Raw genomic sequence first — 14,491 nt, 5'->3', positions numbered from 1 at the left:
TTCTCAACTCCGCACGCTTAACAGTCGTCCATGTGCCTGCATGCCCTTCCATCAAATCGCAGGCTGCACCTTCAGCGCGCTTGAACCCCTGCGCAGCAGGTACCACGCAACCAGGAACGGCCACAGCGAGTTGATCGACGAGAACACGCGCTGTGTCAGCCCCCTGAACCCTTCCGGATCCGCCCCAACCACGTTCAACCAGAGATAGACGATGCTCGCGATGCTCACCACAGCGGTCACGGCATACGCCCTTCGGTTGGCAGACCACGCGCTCAACTCGATGTGCGACATCGCCGGCGCGATGATGTTGGCGATACCGATGGTGTAGAAGCCATGCATCGGATGGCCCATGGGCCAGAGCCCGTTGGTCAGCATCGAGATGCCAAAGATCATCCAGCAGATCGCGCCCGCGGCAATGCGGCGGCCGGACTCCCGCCATACCCCGATGGAGAACGCCACGAAGCCCACACCGGAGCCGATGGCGGCAATCCTGCCGCAGATGCTCCCAAGCGTGGGCGCCTGCAGCAGCTCGCTGGCGTGCTGCGCTAGCGGGTTGTAGCCCGGCGCGAACACGGCGGCAACGCTGGTCCAGAACAGGAACCACGGAAGCGGGACCAGGCCCGCGCAGAGAAGCAGTCGGATGCGGCGTTGCACGTGCAGTGATCCTTGTTTTGGCCTGCGCCAGTGGAGGGAATCCGTTCAAACGCTGCAGAACCTTGCTGCTGCAGGCAGGATGGTCTTGAATGACTACAGCGGTAGTCAGATTGCGCGCGGCACTCGGTAGGTTCAATAGGCAGGAAGTCATTTAAACCCTCCAGCCGGTGTCGCAACGGATCGGCTGCATGAGCGATCACGCATGCCCGATGGGCGAGTGCTGTCGCATTTGCCGCGCTTGGCGTTTCTGGCGGAAGAATTTGAAGACTCCGTTCCAGAAGTGCCTGTACGCCTAGCCTGCCAAGGCTCTCGCCCCTTTCCGCGCTATGCGACAATGCCGAAAACGTCTCGGGTTTTGGCGGCATTGACCCCTACCCGTTGGCATTCCGAACAACAGCAGGTAATCGTTACTGCGCCACCGTGCATCGGTGGTCGGGACTCGAAAACCCGGATTGCTAGACGTAAGTTTGCGCTTGCCAGCCGGCACCACCGCGCGTGGTGCCGGCTGGCAATCCGTCTGCCGGCTATGGCGGGCGGGGCGTGGGGGCCTCGTGCCCGCCGGCGTTGTCTAGCAACCGGTTTTCGAGCCACGCTCTGCCCGCCACCTTTATCGGTGGCGGCTTCCGCCTGCTTGCACGGAGCCCGCCATGACCACGCCGCACTCCCCTCCCCCGCGACCCATCCAGGAAACGCCCTCGGCCGCCCCGGCCCCGGACCCCAACAGCCTCATCGCCATCCTGCACGCCATCGGCGCGGGCGCTGCGGCTGACGGTCAGCCCTGGCCGGAGCGCCATCACCTGCGCAGCCGGCAGATGCAGTTGTCCGACGCCGACTGCGCGCTCACCGGCCAGCGCATCGTGCAGGAAATCCTGCTGGCCGCAGAACGCACGCGCCAGAACGGCGGGCCCGAGCAATACGTGGGCGACCGGGTGATGGAGGGGCTGGTGATGGCCGACCTGGCACTTACCGCTTTCATCCACGAGCGGGTTCGGCCAAGGGACTGAGCGCCCCGCCAGCAACGCATGCCTTTCTACCTATGTGCGGGGTGACGAATGAAGCAGTACGGTCTTGCCGCTGTGGCGGCGTGCATGGCGGTGGTCGGCGCAGTATGGGCAGCATGGCCCGAGCCCGCGGGCGATCAGGTGTGGGCCTACCAGAAGCTGCAACCGGCCGATTACCGGTTGCTGCACAGTGATGCGCTGGGCTTCGTCACTGCGAAGGCGCAGGAAGGCTTTGAACTGCACACGCGCTATGCCGGGGTGACGTCCTTCGAGATCCGCTGCAAGGGCGTTCTGGTGCTGGACGTGGAGAACGCGCCCTCGCGCGTACTGATCCGGATGCCTGCCGATGCCCTGCAGCGGGCGCCGGATGTCGAACGTCTGCGCATCAGCTTCGAGCGTTGGCTGGATCTGCACCAGAGTGAGGGAAGGTTGCTGGTGGAAAGTGTGGGGCCATCGTGGGTTGAGGCGTGGTTGGGGCGCCTTGACAGGTCGGTGCCTGATGAAGAGAGGTGTCCAGTTGGGGCTTGAACTCCAAACCGTCATGCTACTCACAACTGGGGTGGGTCGGCCGTCTCAAGAATTGCAGTCAGTAGGAATTCCTAGCCGCTTCAAAACACGTGGAACCTACTCTGGCGCGGCACAAGGCCACAGCTTGGCTCCCCTCAGCTTGGCCGACTGAATCACCGCGACCACATCCCGCCTGATGATAATGGCATTGGAAGACTGGTGGCCTGCTCCAAAGAACTGCTCGCTGCGCAAGATGGGAAGGTCTGGATTCCCAACTGGCGCTGGTAGGAGGCCTCGCTCTGGACCCATGTAGCGAAAACGCCCGCATTTCGGACAGCGAACCCCCGAGTCCTCATCCATCTGCAACGCCACGGTCGTGTCAGCACGTAGCTGCACGATGTGATCAAGAACATTTCCCTTGGTGTCCTCAACCGGCCACGTCTCAATGCCAAGTGGAGCAAGATGCACTTGCCAAACGTCCTTATGCATGAAGATCGCATCTTCAACCCAGAACAGTTTGAGGAATGCGTTACGCCCCCACTTCAATGACTTCCGCACACGGAAAGGCGCATTCTGGACAGCCCAGGCTCCGCACTCGTCACAGTATTTCGAAGTGTCGTAGGTTTGCGCCCGAAACCCAAAATCGTCTTCCGGCTGAGGATACCCATTTGCATGCGTAACCTGCAGCTCACAGTAATCAGCAGCGGCAACCTCTGCGGCCGAAAAATCCGTTGTTACAAGGAAAGAGCCGCCCCAGTCCCTGATCAGCGAGGAAACACCCGCCCATTCTGGAGCCCCTTCCGCCGAATGGACGACACCAATAATGCACTCCCCACTGAAGTCAGATGGCGGATCAACAGTGGCGCCGATCTGCTCGAGCTTTAGCGCGCGCTCAGCGGTCCAGCGAAAGGTGAAGCGATACTCTATGTTCATGAATAAATTCACCTTAAAGACCTGGTTGCTTGGGGAAGGATGGATAAGCGGCAAGACCGAGCTGATATGCCTCTAGCGTTTGAAGTTTGAGCAACCAAGGGCAATCTCGTTCTCCTAGTGGAGCACACCGTGGATTATCGGGCCGAACTTCCTAGCCATTTCACCGGCATTCTCCGATGGCACTCCGCGGAACACCTGCTGCACCATCAAGCGCCCCTCTGCAGGAAACCACACATGAGCCTGGCGCTGGTCCACAGCCGTGCCCGCGCCGGGGTCGATGCCCCGCTGGTGCGGGTGGAAGTGCACCTCTCTGGCGGCCTGCCCGCCACCCAGATTGTCGGCCTGGCCGAGACCAGCGTGCGCGAATCGCGCGAGCGCGTGCGAGCCGCCCTGCTCTGCGCGCGCTTCGACTTTCCGCAGCGGCGCATCACGTTGAACCTCGCGCCTGCCGACCTGCCCAAGGAAGGTGGGCGTTACGACCTGGCCATCGCGCTGGGCATTCTGGCGGCCAGTGGCCAGGTCGATCCGCAATCGCTGCTGCAGTATGAGTTCCTGGGTGAGCTGGGGCTGACCGGCGAGCTGCGGCCGGTTGCGGGTGCACTACCGGCCGCGATCGCTGCAGCCGAGGCCGGGCGCATCCTGGTAGTGCCGCCGGGGAATGCCGCCGAGGCGGCGCTGGCCGAGCACGCCGATGTGCGCGTGGCGCGCACGTTGCTGGAGTGCTGCGCCGGGTTGGGCAATCCGCGCTTGTTACCGCCCGTGGAGCGCGTAGACACGACACCGTTGCCACTGCCCGATCTGGCCGACGTGCGCGGGCAGGCGCATGCACGGCGGGCGTTGGAGGTTGCCGCTGCCGGTGGTCACCATCTGCTCTTGATCGGCAGCCCTGGCTGCGGCAAGACGCTGTTGGCCTCGCGCCTGCCCAGTCTGTTGCCGGATATAGAGGAGGTTGAAGCGCTGCAGCTGGCCGCGATTGCCTCGGTGAGTGGCGAAGGGCTGGACCCAAGACGTTGGCGGCAGCGGCCGTTTAGAGCGCCCCATCACAGCGCGAGCGCTGCGGCGCTGGTAGGTGGCGGCAACCCGCCCTGCCCCGGCGAGATCTCGCTGGCCCATCACGGTGTGCTTTTCCTCGATGAGCTGCCCGAGTGGAACCGCAGCGCGCTGGAAACCCTGCGCGAGCCGCTGGAGTCCGGCCACATCCGCATCGCCCGCGCTGCACGCAGCGTGCAGTATCCAGCGCGGTTCCAACTGGTGGCTGCGATGAATCCCTGCCCGTGTGGCTGGGCCGGTGACCGCAGCAACCGTTGCCTGTGCAGCGATGAACGGATCAACCGCTACCGCGCACGGGTGTCCGGTCCGTTGCTGGACCGCATCGACCTGCATATCGGCGTGACGCGCATGGATGCCGTGGAGCTGCGGGAGAGCACGCCGCTGGGTGAACCCAGTGCGGCGGTACGTGCACGGGTAGAAGCCGCCCATGCCCGGCAGCAGGCGCGTGGCGGTCTCAACGCGCATCTGTCGCCGGCGGCGCTGCGCGCCTGTACCCGACTGAGCGAGGGCGATCAGGACATGCTTGAACAGGCCATCGAGCGCCTGCAGCTGTCCGCACGGGCGATGCACCGGATTCTGCGGGTGGCACGCACGATTGCGGATCTGGCGGGTTGCGAGGTGATCCAGACGGCGCATCTGGCTGAGGCGATCGGTTATCGGCAGTTGGATCGGGGAAAGCCAGGGGTATGACGAAAGATCACATCAAGATGAAGGAGGCGCGCCGCGTCTCGTCAAACTGCAGGCTATTCACTGGAATGACGCCAATGTCGGGCAGCAGCCCACGAGTGTGATGCTCCCATGCCTCCGAAGGCTCCGCGATGTCAGCATACACGGCGTGAATACGATATACCGGCGCGTAGTCATCCCGTTCGTCCTCGAACGGACAGTCGAACACCCAGCGCTTTGATGCGCTATCGGCTACCAGCATCATCCGCGGCAGGTCATGGAATCCGCGATACGCCAGGATGCGGTACTGCCCAGGAAGAAGAGCCATCGGAAACTCTCAGCAGATGCGCGGTTCAGCGGCCGCGTCCGAACAGTACACCCCGCCTCGCCAACGACGCCACCCTACGGCTCACCAGCGCATGGAGCTCCGCCAGCTCCGATGCCCGGCCAGCCGTCATGTTCCCGCCGAACAACACCCGCGACAACGCCGCCTCCTCACTGTCGTGCGGGTGCTGCCACCGGTCCCGGTACACCTTCTGGCACACAAGCCAGGCCTTGCGCAGCCCACCGCCGGGCAGCGGGCGGACCACGCGTTCATAGACGTGCCAGAAGTGGTACTCGGCCTGCAGGTCGATCACAGGTGCCACGGACGGCGCCTGCCGGGGCCGTCCTGGGCCCCGGATGCCGAACAACCGGGTTGGCGGGGTCTGCTGTGCCATGCGCACAGGATGACCCAGCAACATTGTGGGAACCTTGCGTCGCCGCCGGAAAATCGCTGCCGGCCGCGCAAAGCTGGGTCCGGGGTCAGAGCCCTCGTTGCATCAGAAGGACATCGAGGTACTGAACATCAGCTGCCGGGGCGCACTCCGCTGCAGGGTCTGGTAATCCCCCGAGAACGACGAGCCGGCGATGGTGGCGGTGCCGATGTTGTGGCGGTTGAACAGGTTGCTCACGTCCAGCCGCAACTCCAGCCCCGGCACCGCGCTGTCCGCACCGAACCGATACGCCGCATAGGTGTTGACCTGCCAGAAGGTCGGCACGCGGATGTCGTTCTCGTAGGTGAAGGGCTGGCGCAGGTACGAAGTGCTGGTGGCGCCGAAACGCCAGTCACCGAAGCGCGCGGAAAGATCACTCACCAGCGAGATCTGCGGGTAGCCCGGCTGGGCGTTGCCCTTGATCGGGTACACGGTGTCGCCCACCACGAAGTCGCTGTCGTAGTACGAACGCGCCACGGCCACGCCCTGGTAGAACTGCAGGTGGTCGGTCAGGTCGGCGGTGATGCCGAGGTCGGCGCCGATCACGTGCATCTTCGGCATCAGCCGCACGGTGTTGATCTGCGCGAACTGGGTACCGATGGCGGCCGACAGCAGGCGGTTGCGGATGTCGTTGTAGAACACGTCGCCGGTGATCGCCAGCCGGTCGAAGCGATGCGATGCACCCACGGTCAGGTTCCAGTTCTTTTCCGGACGCAAGGTGCCCGCCACGCGGTCGAACTCTTCCTGGTCAGTGATGGTCCACGCCGAGGCGGTGTAGCCGATGTTGCCGCGCTGGGCGACGCGGTAGCCGTTCATGGTGTTGGCCAGATCGATGAAGGCATCGGTGGATTCAGTCGGGCTCCAGAACAGCGAGACGTGCGGCAGGAAGTTGCTCTTCGCGCGCAGCGTGCCGTTCACCGGCCGGTCCTCGGCATCGCCGAGGCCGCCACCGCTGGTGCGGAAGTCCACGGCCTTGAAGCCGACACCCAGCTTCAGCGTGTCGTTCAACACGATGTCGTCCTGCAGGTAGAATTGGCGCGAGCGGGTCACCCAGCTCGATGCGTTGTCGGTCTTGAACGCGGGACCATACACGTCGAACGGGCCGGTGGCCTTCAGCGGCGGGCCTTCGCCCAGCAGCGGCTGCTGGTACCACTCGGTCTTGGCCGCAGCCTTGCTCTTCTCCTGCCAGAAGCCGGCCGTGAAGGTGTGCGCGCCGGTCTCGAACTGCAGGTTGAGCATGCCACCCAGCCGATTCACACGCGGTGTCTGCACCTGTTCGGAGAACGGCGCGCCGTTGGGCGACGCTACGGTCGGGTCGGTCAGCGTGGCCTGGGTGTGGCTGTTGGCGTTGTACAGCTGCACGTTGCCGCTCAGTGCCGGGGTGATCTGGAAACGATGATTGATCGAGGACACCCGGTCGCGGGTGATCTGGCCGGTGTCGTAGGGAATCAGTTCGGACAGCTCACCGCAGGTGTAGGCGCCGCAGGACTTGTCCGCGTTCTCCGGCGAGGCCACGTACCACGCCCACGCATAATCGGGATAGAAGATGTCGGCCTTCCAGCCCAGCTTGCGGATCATGTCGAAGGAGATGTTGTTGTAGCCCCAGACCTTGGCCTTGCTGTCGGAGAGGAACGCGGTGAAGTCGCCCCAGGCCACGTCCTGCTGCAGCTTCAGGTCGCCGCGCAGGAAGTTCTGGGTGCCCTCGCCCTGGTACTTGTCGGCGGACACGCGCTGCAGGTCGACCAGCACTTTCGGGCCCTGCTCGCCGAGCTGGCCGCTCTGCCCGGATACGGTGGTGACCAACGTGCTGTTGCTGCCCACGCCCTGCTTCACGCGCAGGCTGGGTGTGTCCTGCAGGTCGCGCAGGCGGTATTCCAGGCTGCCGCCGTTGACGCTGCTGGAAAACACGCTGACCGGCGCCCCCCCGGGGCTGACTGTGATCGCGCCGATGCCATCGGACACGCCCACGTTCACCACGCTGGTGCCGGTAAGCGAGAGGAAGCCGTTGTCGTTCAGCGGCACGCCTTCGAAGGTGATGCCCATTTCGTTCATGCGGAAGCCGCGCACGAACAGGCTGGTGGCCGAGATATCCAGGCCCAGCCCATCGGTGGCGGTGTAGCTGGCGCCGGGTACCTGCTTGAGCATGGCCAGGCCGTTGTTGCCGGTGACCACCGCGTCAAGGTCTTCGGCCTTGATGATGTAGCGGTTCGGGCCAACCACCTGGGTCGGTGCAACGGCGGCGCCGCGCGGTGTGGCGATCACCTGCAGGGCGTTCAAGGTCGTGGGCGTGTCGTGCGAGGTCTCGGCCGAGTCGGCGGCATACGCAGGGGCGGCAATGGCGGCGAGGATCGCCAGGGCGAGGCGCGTCGTGGGCGGGGTGTTCATGAGCAGATCCAGGGTGCAGGGGGAGAGCAGCGCAGGCGCACGCCCAGCGCGGTGCAGCACCGGTGTCGGCGCCCTGGCTGGCGGTGCGATTGCGTTGAGGGAGTGACGGCGCAGCGCGCGCCGGTCAGCAGATGAAGACGATCATCTGCCGTGAGACTCGGCGGGGTGATTTCGACGTGCGAAATTCTTGCATCGCACTGCCGCATCCGCCATTGCACCGTGGTACAGCGCCGATGGCGGTGGAGATAGGTGGGCTATACGCGGGTATAGCCCCTGATCGGCGCTTACGGCCTGCGTGTGCCAACCAAGGTGGGCAGCCACCAGAGCAGAGGGACGCGCGGTTACTGCAGGACGAAACGCTCGATCGCGCGCGCCACGCCTTCATCGGCATTGCTGGTGGTTTCGAATCGCGCCACCGCCTTCACCGCGTCGATGGCATTGCCCATCGCCACGCTGGTACCGGCGTACTGCAGCATGGTCAGGTCGTTCTCCTGGTCGCCGATGGCCATCACGTTGGCGCGGTCGATGCCCAGGTGCTCGGCCAGCTTCTGCAGGCTCGGGCCCTTGCCGGCGCGGCGGTCGAACACTTCCAGGAAGAACGGCGCGCTCTTCAGCACCGCGAAGCGCTCGGTCAGTTCGCTGGGCAGGCGCGCGATCGCAGCATCCAGCACCTCGGGCTCGTCGATCATCATCAGCTTGACGAAGGACATCGACGGGTCCATGTCTTCCACGCGGCGATAGGACAGCGGCATCCTCGAAAGATGCGAATCGGCCACGGTGTAGTAGCTGATGTCCTGGTTGGGCGTGTACATGCGCTGGCTGTCCAGCGCCTGGAAGTGCACGCCCACTTCGCGGGCTACCTGCTCGCAGAACAGGAAATCGTCGAAGCTGAGCGGATACTCGACCACGGTTTCGCGCGTGCCGACGCGCTGCACCAGGCCGCCGTTGCAGGCGATGCAGTAGTCGTCGTCGCCGTCGATGCCCAGTTCGTGCAGGAACGGCGCCAGGCCCGGCACCGGGCGGCCACTGGTCAGCACGATGTGCACGCCCAGCGCGCGCGCCTGCCCGATGGCCTGCCTGGCCCGGGCGGTGAGCGTGTGGCTGGGGTCCAGCAGGGTGCCATCCATGTCGATGGCGACCAGTTCGATGGTCGATTGCCTGCGGCCCATGTCCATTGCGTTCAACTCGTGCGGGGCACGCCAGTTTACCCCCTCATGCCCGGTTCACCTCTTTGCCCACGTTGGCCGGGATACTGCGGGAGCCTGTGCGTCCCCCACCGCAGGACGGCCCGCTGACCGCCCTTCCCTGGAGGACCTTGCGACGCATGACCTACCGTGCCCCCGAAACCAACGACAGCGCGCCCTTGGCCCAGCAGATCGAGCAGATGATCGACGAGCTGCCCGGCGAACAGGTCAGCGTCGGCACCCTGCTCAGCGCGCTGGGTGATGAGGGCCTGCTGCTGATCGTGATCCTGCTCTCGGCCATCTTCATCATTCCCGTATCGATTCCCGGGCTGAGCACCGTGTTCGGCGCCTCGATCCTGCTGATCGGCCTGAGCCGGGTACGCAACCGCCCGCTGTGGGTGCCGCAGAAGCTGGCGCGCCGTGAGATTGCCACCGACAAGCTGAAGGCCAACCTGGGCCGTGCGCTGAAATGGGTGCACCGCATGGAGCGGCTGTCGCGGCCGATGCGACTGGCAGTGATGGTGCGCTCGAAGAAGATGATGCGCCTGAACAACCTGGCGCTGGTCGTGGCCACCCTGCTGCTGATGGCGCCTGCCGGGCCGATTCCCTTCAGCAACACGCTGCCGGCGTTGGCGCTGATGTCCTTCGCGATCGGTTTCATCCAGCGCGATGGTGCCGCGGTGGCGGCCGGTTACGCCTTCGTGGTGGCCACGATGGTGTATTTCGGCGTGCTGCTGGGCGGCGTCGGGTTTGCTGCCGAGTCGATGTTCAGCGGGTTCCGCAGCGGTACTGCGGAACTGTAGAGCCGAGCCCACGCTCGGCTGCTCGTCGACCTGTACGCGGAAACCCCGCGCTGCGCGCGTAAGCCGAGCATGGGCTCGGCTCTACAGAGCTACTTGGCCGATACCCGCCACACCACGTCACCCACGTCGTCGGCCACCAGCAATGCACCCTCGGCGTCCATCGCCATGCCCACCGGGGCGCCCATCAGCGTCTTCTCATCCTTCGATGCAAAACCGCTGACCACGGTCTGCGGCCGCCCGGTCGGCTTGCCGTCCTTGAACGGTACGTACACCACTTCGTACCCGCTCAGCGGCGAGCGGTCCCAGCTGCCGTGTTCGCCGATGAAGGCACCGCCGTGGTATTGCGGCGGCAGCGCCTGGCCGGTGTAGAACAGCAACCCCAGCGGCGCCACGTGTGAGCCGATGGCGTAGTCGGGCACGATCGCCTTGGCCACCAGGTCCGGCCGCTGCGGCTGCACGCGCTCGTCCACGTGCTGGCCGTAGTAGCTGTAGGGCCAGCCGTAGAAGCCATCCTCCTTCACTGAGGTGAGGTAGTCCGGCACCAGGTCGGCACCAATCTCATCGCGCTCGTTCGCGACTGCCCACAGCTGGCCGGTGCTCGGCTCCCAATCCAGGCCGGTGGGGTTGCGGATGCCCGAGGCAAAGATGCGGCTGCCACGGGTGGCTACGTCCACTTCCAGCACCACTGCGCGGCGGTACTCGACGGCCAGGCCGTTCTCGGTGATGTTGCTGTTGGAGCCCACGCCCACGTACAGCTTGCGGCCATCGCGGCTGGCCAGCAGCTCCTTGGTCCAGTGGTGGTTGATGGTGCTGGGCAGGTCGGTGAATTCGCGGCCCTTGTCGGACATGCGGGTTTCACCGGGCACGTAGTGGTACTGCATGATGTTGCCGGTGTTGGCCACGTACAGCGTGTCACCAATGAGCTGGATGCCGAATGGCGAATGCAGGCCTTCGATGTAGACGTGCTGGGACCAGGTGTTCGTGCCCGGCGTGCGACGCAGCAGGGTGATCCGGTTGCCGCCCTTGCCGGCCTTGCCCGAGCGCGCCTTCACCTTGCCGGCGATCCACTGCTTGGGCGTGGTGACGGGTTCTTCGCCGGGGCCGTTGCCTTCCACCACCAGCACATCGCCGTTGGGCAGGGTGAGCAGGCGGCGCGGGTGCTGCAGGTTGGCGGCGAAGCGTTCGATCTTCAGGCCCTCGGCAACCGACGGCGATTGACCTTCGGCCCAGCCGACGCCCTTGGGAACCTGCATGGGCGGCATCAGGAAGTTCTTCGGTGCCGGCAGCGGCGGCTTCGCGCCGGACTGGTCGCTGGGGTGGTATTCGGCCTTGCCCGCGCAGGCCGACAGGGTGACGGCCAATGCCAAGGCGACGACGGTGGGCAGGGTGTGCTTAGCCATGACGACCTCCCTGCAGCACCGGCGGCTGCAGCGACAGCAGGATCAGGCCCAGGGCGATCAGGGCCACGGTCAGCGCGGACAGGATGGTACCCGGCACTGCAACGGCGTAGGCATCGCGGCTGTGCACGAACGCGTTCCAGATCGCCAGCAGCACCGCCACCAGGTTGAGGAAGAAGTCGATGCGGTCGATGCGGGTGGCCGTGCCGTTGCGGCGCCAGACCGCAAACAGGTTGATCAGGCGCGGGATGATGGCGATCAGCAGGCCGAAGGTGATCAGCCATGCGGCGGCCTTGCCCCACATCACCTCGGCGCTGTTGAGATAGATCGCGTCGAAGATCAGTGCGCCGACGAAGAAGCCGAAAGGTATCGGGTTCAACAGGCTGAACAGCGTGGTGCCAAGGCCGCGATGGGCCTGGGCGAGCGGATTGACCATCATCGTGCTCCGTGCGGAAGGGTGCACGGGCTGTAGTAGCACAGCCGCGTGTGAAGCCACGCGATGACACCGCTTGTGTAGAGCCGAGCCCATGCTCGGCTGCTTTACACACGGGACCGTCCGATCAGCCGAACATGGGCTCGGCTCTCCAGGAATGCGCAGTCGTCATTACCCCACGGCATAAGTGTTTGTGACGCAATCGGCACATCTGCAGATTGGGTGTGTGAAGAGGTAGGGGGTTCTTCGTTGTGTCGCGTTTGGCTTGTTGCGATGGGGCAGTTCCGCCCCGCCGTCCCGCCATGCCGATTCACAACAGAAGGATTCGTGTATGAAGCGACACACGCAACGCACTGCGCCACCGCGCTCCGCGCGCCTGGCCCTGGCCACTGCCCTGGTGCTGGGCAGCCTCGCCGCCACCGTCCAGGCCCAGCAGGCTGATCCGCTGGCGGGTATCCAGTGGCACCTGCTCAACACCGGGCAGACGGTTCCGGCCGACACACTGCCGGTGGCCGGCAACGACCTGAACGTGGATGGCCTGTTCCGAAATGGCATCCGTGGCCAGGGCGTCACCATCGCCATCGTCGATGATGGCCTGCAGATCGCCCACCCGGACCTGGCCGCCAACATCGCGGCGGTGGCCGGCAAGAACTTCACCAATGGCTCGAACAACCCTACCCCGACCAACCCGGACGTTGATAACCACGGCACCATGGTCGGTGGCATCGCCGGTGCGGTGGGCGCCAACAACCTGGGCGTGCGCGGTGTGGCCCCGGCGGCGACGCTGAAGGGTTTCAACCCGATTTCGCGCTCGGCCCTGGGCAACCAGCAGAGCAACATCGAGTACGCCTGGTGGGACGGCGCGGAATCGGCCGACGTGCAGGTGTTCAACAACAGCTGGGGCGCCGGCCCGGGCAATCCGAACCTGCCGCTGGCGTACAGCGAAAACACGATTCGTTCGTACGAGCAGGCACTGTCGGGCACGCGTGGTGGCCGCGGCGGCATCTACGTGAAGTCGGCCGGCAACAACTTCAACAATGCCTCGATCAGCCAGACCCAGGATGTCTGCACCACCGACACCAAGAACCGCAACACCGGCTGCGTGCCGGCCGGCCGCGATCCACGCAACAACTTGTTCAACGTGATCACCGTAGGCGCGGTGCGCGCCGATGGCGTGCGCTCGTCTTACTCCTCCACCGGCCCGGCGCTGTGGGTGTCGGCCTTTGGCGGCGAGTACGGCCTGCAGGCGCAGTACGCCTCCGGCCTGGTGGCGCGCGCCTACGACCCGGCCATCGTCACCACCGACGTGACCGGGTGCGTGCAGGGCAGCAACAAGAACACCAACCGCCAGAACACGCTGGACAGCAACCTGTCGGCCATCGACAGCACCTGCAACTACACCGCCAAGATGAACGGCACCTCGGCGTCGGCGCCGATGGTATCGGGCGTGGCGGCACTGGTGCTGGAAGCCAATCCGAACCTGTCCTATCGCGATGTGAAGTACATCCTGGCCACCACCGCCACCCGCAACCATCCGAACCAGCCGGCGGTGACGCTGGCCGACGGCCGCACGCTGGTGCCGGGCTGGACGGTGAATGCGGCCAACCGTGCCTATAGCAACTGGTACGGCTTTGGTGTGGTCAACGCTGCGCGTGCAGTGCAGGTGGCCGAGAACTTCCAGTCGCTGGGACCACTGGTCGACAGCGGCTGGCGCAACACCACGCGCACCGTGGCCATCGGCAACACCTCGGCCGCCGCCGCACGCCTGACCTTCCAGTTGGCCAATGGCGCGCGCAACATCGAAAGCGTGCAACTGGGCTTCCGGGTCAACCACCGCAACACACGCCAGCTGCAGTTCGTGCTGGTGTCGCCCAGCGGTACCCGCAGCGTGGTGCAACCGGCATTCACCGCGATCGGCTCAGGCACGGGTGGCGCGCAGAGCAATTTCACCAGCTGGGACCTGCTGTCCAGCAATGCCTTCCTGGATGAGAATGCCAGCGGCACCTGGACGCTGGAAGTCACCGACATGGGGCAGGCCGCGACCGCAGCATCGCGCGGCAACCTCGAATTCTTCAAGATCCGCGTTCTGGGGCACTGATGATGAAGACGACCATTCTGTTGAGCACGCTCGCCTTCGCGGCGATGACCTTCCCTGCCTGGGCACAGAGCTCGGGGCAGACTCCTCCGGCCAGGACTCTATCGACCGTGGATGCGCAGGAACTGAAGGCGTCCGCTACCGGCCGCTCGTTCGATGTGGGCGGCACGCGCTTCCAGCTGTCTCCCTCGACCACCGTGAAGCAGGCCAGCGGCGGCCAGTTCACGATCACCCCGCAGGCGGCGGCGACCACCAGCTCGCGCACCAAGCGTTCGCTGGATGGCGCAGCGGCGGCGCCTGCTGATGCCGGCGCCGGCAAGTTCGCGGCGGCGGTCTCACGTGACGGAGCGCCGGTGGTGGCGACGTCGCGGGTCAAGGTGTTCTTCACCGATGCAGCATCGGCCCAGCGCGCGGCAACTGCCACCGGTGGCACCGTGGTGAAGGTGTCGAAGGCTTCGGGCCAGGCCATCGTGGAGTACCCGTCGGTGAACGCGGCGCTGGATGCGACCACCAAGCTGCTGTCCACCGCCGGTATCCGCGCGACAGAGCCGGACGTGGTGCAGTGGGAAGAGACCAAGTAAAGCGTTGAGTGGTGCCCCGGCCGGTTGGCTCTCCTGGCCGGCCGGGG

At 65.2% G+C, this 14,491-nt stretch carries 14 protein-coding genes; 6 read left to right on the top strand and 8 right to left on the bottom strand.

What is annotated here, in order from left to right; all coding sequences use genetic code 11:
* Positions 1–51: 51 nt before the first annotated feature.
* The gene (locus AC5P8Z_RS10165; RefSeq protein WP_495228983.1) at positions 52–654 is read right to left on the bottom strand and encodes a DUF998 domain-containing protein; all 603 of its coding nucleotides are present in this window, start codon (positions 652–654) and stop codon (positions 52–54) included.
* A gap of 647 nt (positions 655–1,301) precedes the next feature.
* Here AC5P8Z_RS10165 and AC5P8Z_RS10160 point away from each other — a divergent pair.
* Together AC5P8Z_RS10160 and AC5P8Z_RS10155 are read left to right on the top strand one after the other, a co-directional pair.
* Positions 1,302–1,658 carry a hypothetical protein gene (locus AC5P8Z_RS10160; RefSeq protein WP_495228982.1) on the top strand — a complete coding sequence of 119 codons (357 nt, stop codon included), beginning with the start codon at positions 1,302–1,304 and terminating at the stop codon, positions 1,656–1,658.
* Between the two features lie 48 nt (positions 1,659–1,706).
* Positions 1,707–2,183: a cold-shock protein gene (locus tag AC5P8Z_RS10155; RefSeq protein WP_495228981.1), complete on the top strand. Its 477-nt coding sequence runs from the start codon at positions 1,707–1,709 to the stop codon at positions 2,181–2,183.
* 96 nt (positions 2,184–2,279) lie between these two features.
* Here the strand turns inward: AC5P8Z_RS10155 and AC5P8Z_RS10150 are convergent, their stop codons facing one another.
* Positions 2,280–3,095: a hypothetical protein gene (locus AC5P8Z_RS10150; RefSeq protein WP_495228980.1), complete on the bottom strand. Its 816-nt coding sequence runs from the start codon at positions 3,093–3,095 to the stop codon at positions 2,280–2,282.
* Positions 3,096–3,329: 234 nt separating this feature from the next.
* On the opposite strand from AC5P8Z_RS10150, the gene AC5P8Z_RS10145 reads away from it, so the two are divergent.
* Positions 3,330–4,835 (top strand): YifB family Mg chelatase-like AAA ATPase, encoded by a 1,506-nt coding sequence (locus AC5P8Z_RS10145; RefSeq protein ID WP_495228979.1) that lies wholly within the window; start codon positions 3,330–3,332, stop codon positions 4,833–4,835.
* Between the two features lie 7 nt (positions 4,836–4,842).
* Here the strand turns inward: AC5P8Z_RS10145 and AC5P8Z_RS10140 are convergent, their stop codons facing one another.
* The 4 genes from AC5P8Z_RS10140 to yidA all read right to left on the bottom strand — a co-directional run bounded on the left by AC5P8Z_RS10140 (position 4,843) and on the right by yidA (position 9,126).
* Positions 4,843–5,139, bottom strand: coding sequence for a hypothetical protein (locus tag AC5P8Z_RS10140; protein WP_495228978.1), 297 nt, complete (start codon positions 5,137–5,139; stop codon positions 4,843–4,845).
* Positions 5,140–5,164: 25 nt separating this feature from the next.
* On the bottom strand, positions 5,165–5,554 hold the full coding sequence (locus AC5P8Z_RS10135) for a hypothetical protein (protein ID WP_495228977.1): 390 nt from the start codon (positions 5,552–5,554) through the stop codon (positions 5,165–5,167).
* A gap of 78 nt (positions 5,555–5,632) precedes the next feature.
* Complete coding sequence (locus tag AC5P8Z_RS10130; protein WP_495228976.1) at positions 5,633–7,951, bottom strand: TonB-dependent receptor; 2,319 nt, start codon at positions 7,949–7,951, stop codon at positions 5,633–5,635.
* Positions 7,952–8,292: 341 nt separating this feature from the next.
* Positions 8,293–9,126, bottom strand: coding sequence for a sugar-phosphatase (gene yidA / locus AC5P8Z_RS10125; RefSeq protein WP_495228975.1), 834 nt, complete (start codon positions 9,124–9,126; stop codon positions 8,293–8,295).
* A 149-nt stretch (positions 9,127–9,275) separates the two neighbouring features.
* Here yidA and AC5P8Z_RS10120 point away from each other — a divergent pair, with 149 nt between their 5' ends.
* Complete coding sequence (locus AC5P8Z_RS10120; protein WP_495228974.1) at positions 9,276–9,938, top strand: exopolysaccharide biosynthesis protein; 663 nt, start codon at positions 9,276–9,278, stop codon at positions 9,936–9,938.
* An 89-nt stretch (positions 9,939–10,027) separates the two neighbouring features.
* Here AC5P8Z_RS10120 and AC5P8Z_RS10115 read toward each other — a convergent pair whose 3' ends face one another.
* Both AC5P8Z_RS10115 and AC5P8Z_RS10110 read right to left on the bottom strand, forming a co-directional pair.
* Positions 10,028–11,338, bottom strand: a complete 1,311-nt coding sequence (locus AC5P8Z_RS10115; RefSeq protein WP_495228973.1) for a PQQ-dependent sugar dehydrogenase — start codon at positions 11,336–11,338, stop codon at positions 10,028–10,030.
* Entirely contained in the window at positions 11,331–11,771 is a 441-nt protein-coding gene (locus AC5P8Z_RS10110) for a DUF2231 domain-containing protein (protein WP_121504203.1), read from the bottom strand. Before AC5P8Z_RS10110 ends, AC5P8Z_RS10115 begins: the two co-directional genes overlap by 8 nt.
* Before the next feature lie 328 nt (positions 11,772–12,099).
* Here AC5P8Z_RS10110 and AC5P8Z_RS10105 point away from each other — a divergent pair, with 328 nt between their 5' ends.
* The gene (locus tag AC5P8Z_RS10105; RefSeq protein WP_495228972.1) at positions 12,100–13,866 is read left to right on the top strand and encodes a S8 family serine peptidase; all 1,767 of its coding nucleotides are present in this window, start codon (positions 12,100–12,102) and stop codon (positions 13,864–13,866) included.
* On the top strand, positions 13,866–14,444 hold the full coding sequence (locus AC5P8Z_RS10100; protein ID WP_343229519.1) for a DNA breaking-rejoining protein: 579 nt from the start codon (positions 13,866–13,868) through the stop codon (positions 14,442–14,444). Before AC5P8Z_RS10105 ends, AC5P8Z_RS10100 begins: the two co-directional genes overlap by 1 nt.
* The last annotated feature ends 47 nt before the right edge of the window (positions 14,445–14,491 follow it).

Source organism: Stenotrophomonas sp. YJH_SMC_17 (assembly GCF_059371655.1).
This window is presented reverse-complemented; position numbering and strand designations above follow the sequence as displayed.

Bases quoted from the DNA above. Each gene is read 5' to 3' on its own strand.
- AC5P8Z_RS10135 (WP_495228977.1), bottom strand. From the start codon at position 5,554: ATGTTGCTGGGTCATCCTGTGCGCATGGCACAGCAGACCCCGCCAACC.
- AC5P8Z_RS10100 (WP_343229519.1), top strand. From the start codon at position 13,866: ATGATGAAGACGACCATTCTGTTGAGCACGCTCGCCTTCGCGGCGATG.
- AC5P8Z_RS10155 (WP_495228981.1), top strand. From the start codon at position 1,707: ATGAAGCAGTACGGTCTTGCCGCTGTGGCGGCGTGCATGGCGGTGGTC.
- AC5P8Z_RS10115 (WP_495228973.1), bottom strand. From the start codon at position 11,338: ATGGCTAAGCACACCCTGCCCACCGTCGTCGCCTTGGCATTGGCCGTC.
- AC5P8Z_RS10160 (WP_495228982.1), top strand. From the start codon at position 1,302: ATGACCACGCCGCACTCCCCTCCCCCGCGACCCATCCAGGAAACGCCC.
- AC5P8Z_RS10150 (WP_495228980.1), bottom strand. From the start codon at position 3,095: ATGAACATAGAGTATCGCTTCACCTTTCGCTGGACCGCTGAGCGCGCG.
- AC5P8Z_RS10105 (WP_495228972.1), top strand. From the start codon at position 12,100: ATGAAGCGACACACGCAACGCACTGCGCCACCGCGCTCCGCGCGCCTG.
- AC5P8Z_RS10140 (WP_495228978.1), bottom strand. From the start codon at position 5,139: ATGGCTCTTCTTCCTGGGCAGTACCGCATCCTGGCGTATCGCGGATTC.
- yidA (WP_495228975.1), bottom strand. From the start codon at position 9,126: ATGGACATGGGCCGCAGGCAATCGACCATCGAACTGGTCGCCATCGAC.
- AC5P8Z_RS10120 (WP_495228974.1), top strand. From the start codon at position 9,276: ATGACCTACCGTGCCCCCGAAACCAACGACAGCGCGCCCTTGGCCCAG.
- AC5P8Z_RS10130 (WP_495228976.1), bottom strand. From the start codon at position 7,951: ATGAACACCCCGCCCACGACGCGCCTCGCCCTGGCGATCCTCGCCGCC.
- AC5P8Z_RS10145 (WP_495228979.1), top strand. From the start codon at position 3,330: ATGAGCCTGGCGCTGGTCCACAGCCGTGCCCGCGCCGGGGTCGATGCC.
- AC5P8Z_RS10110 (WP_121504203.1), bottom strand. From the start codon at position 11,771: ATGGTCAATCCGCTCGCCCAGGCCCATCGCGGCCTTGGCACCACGCTG.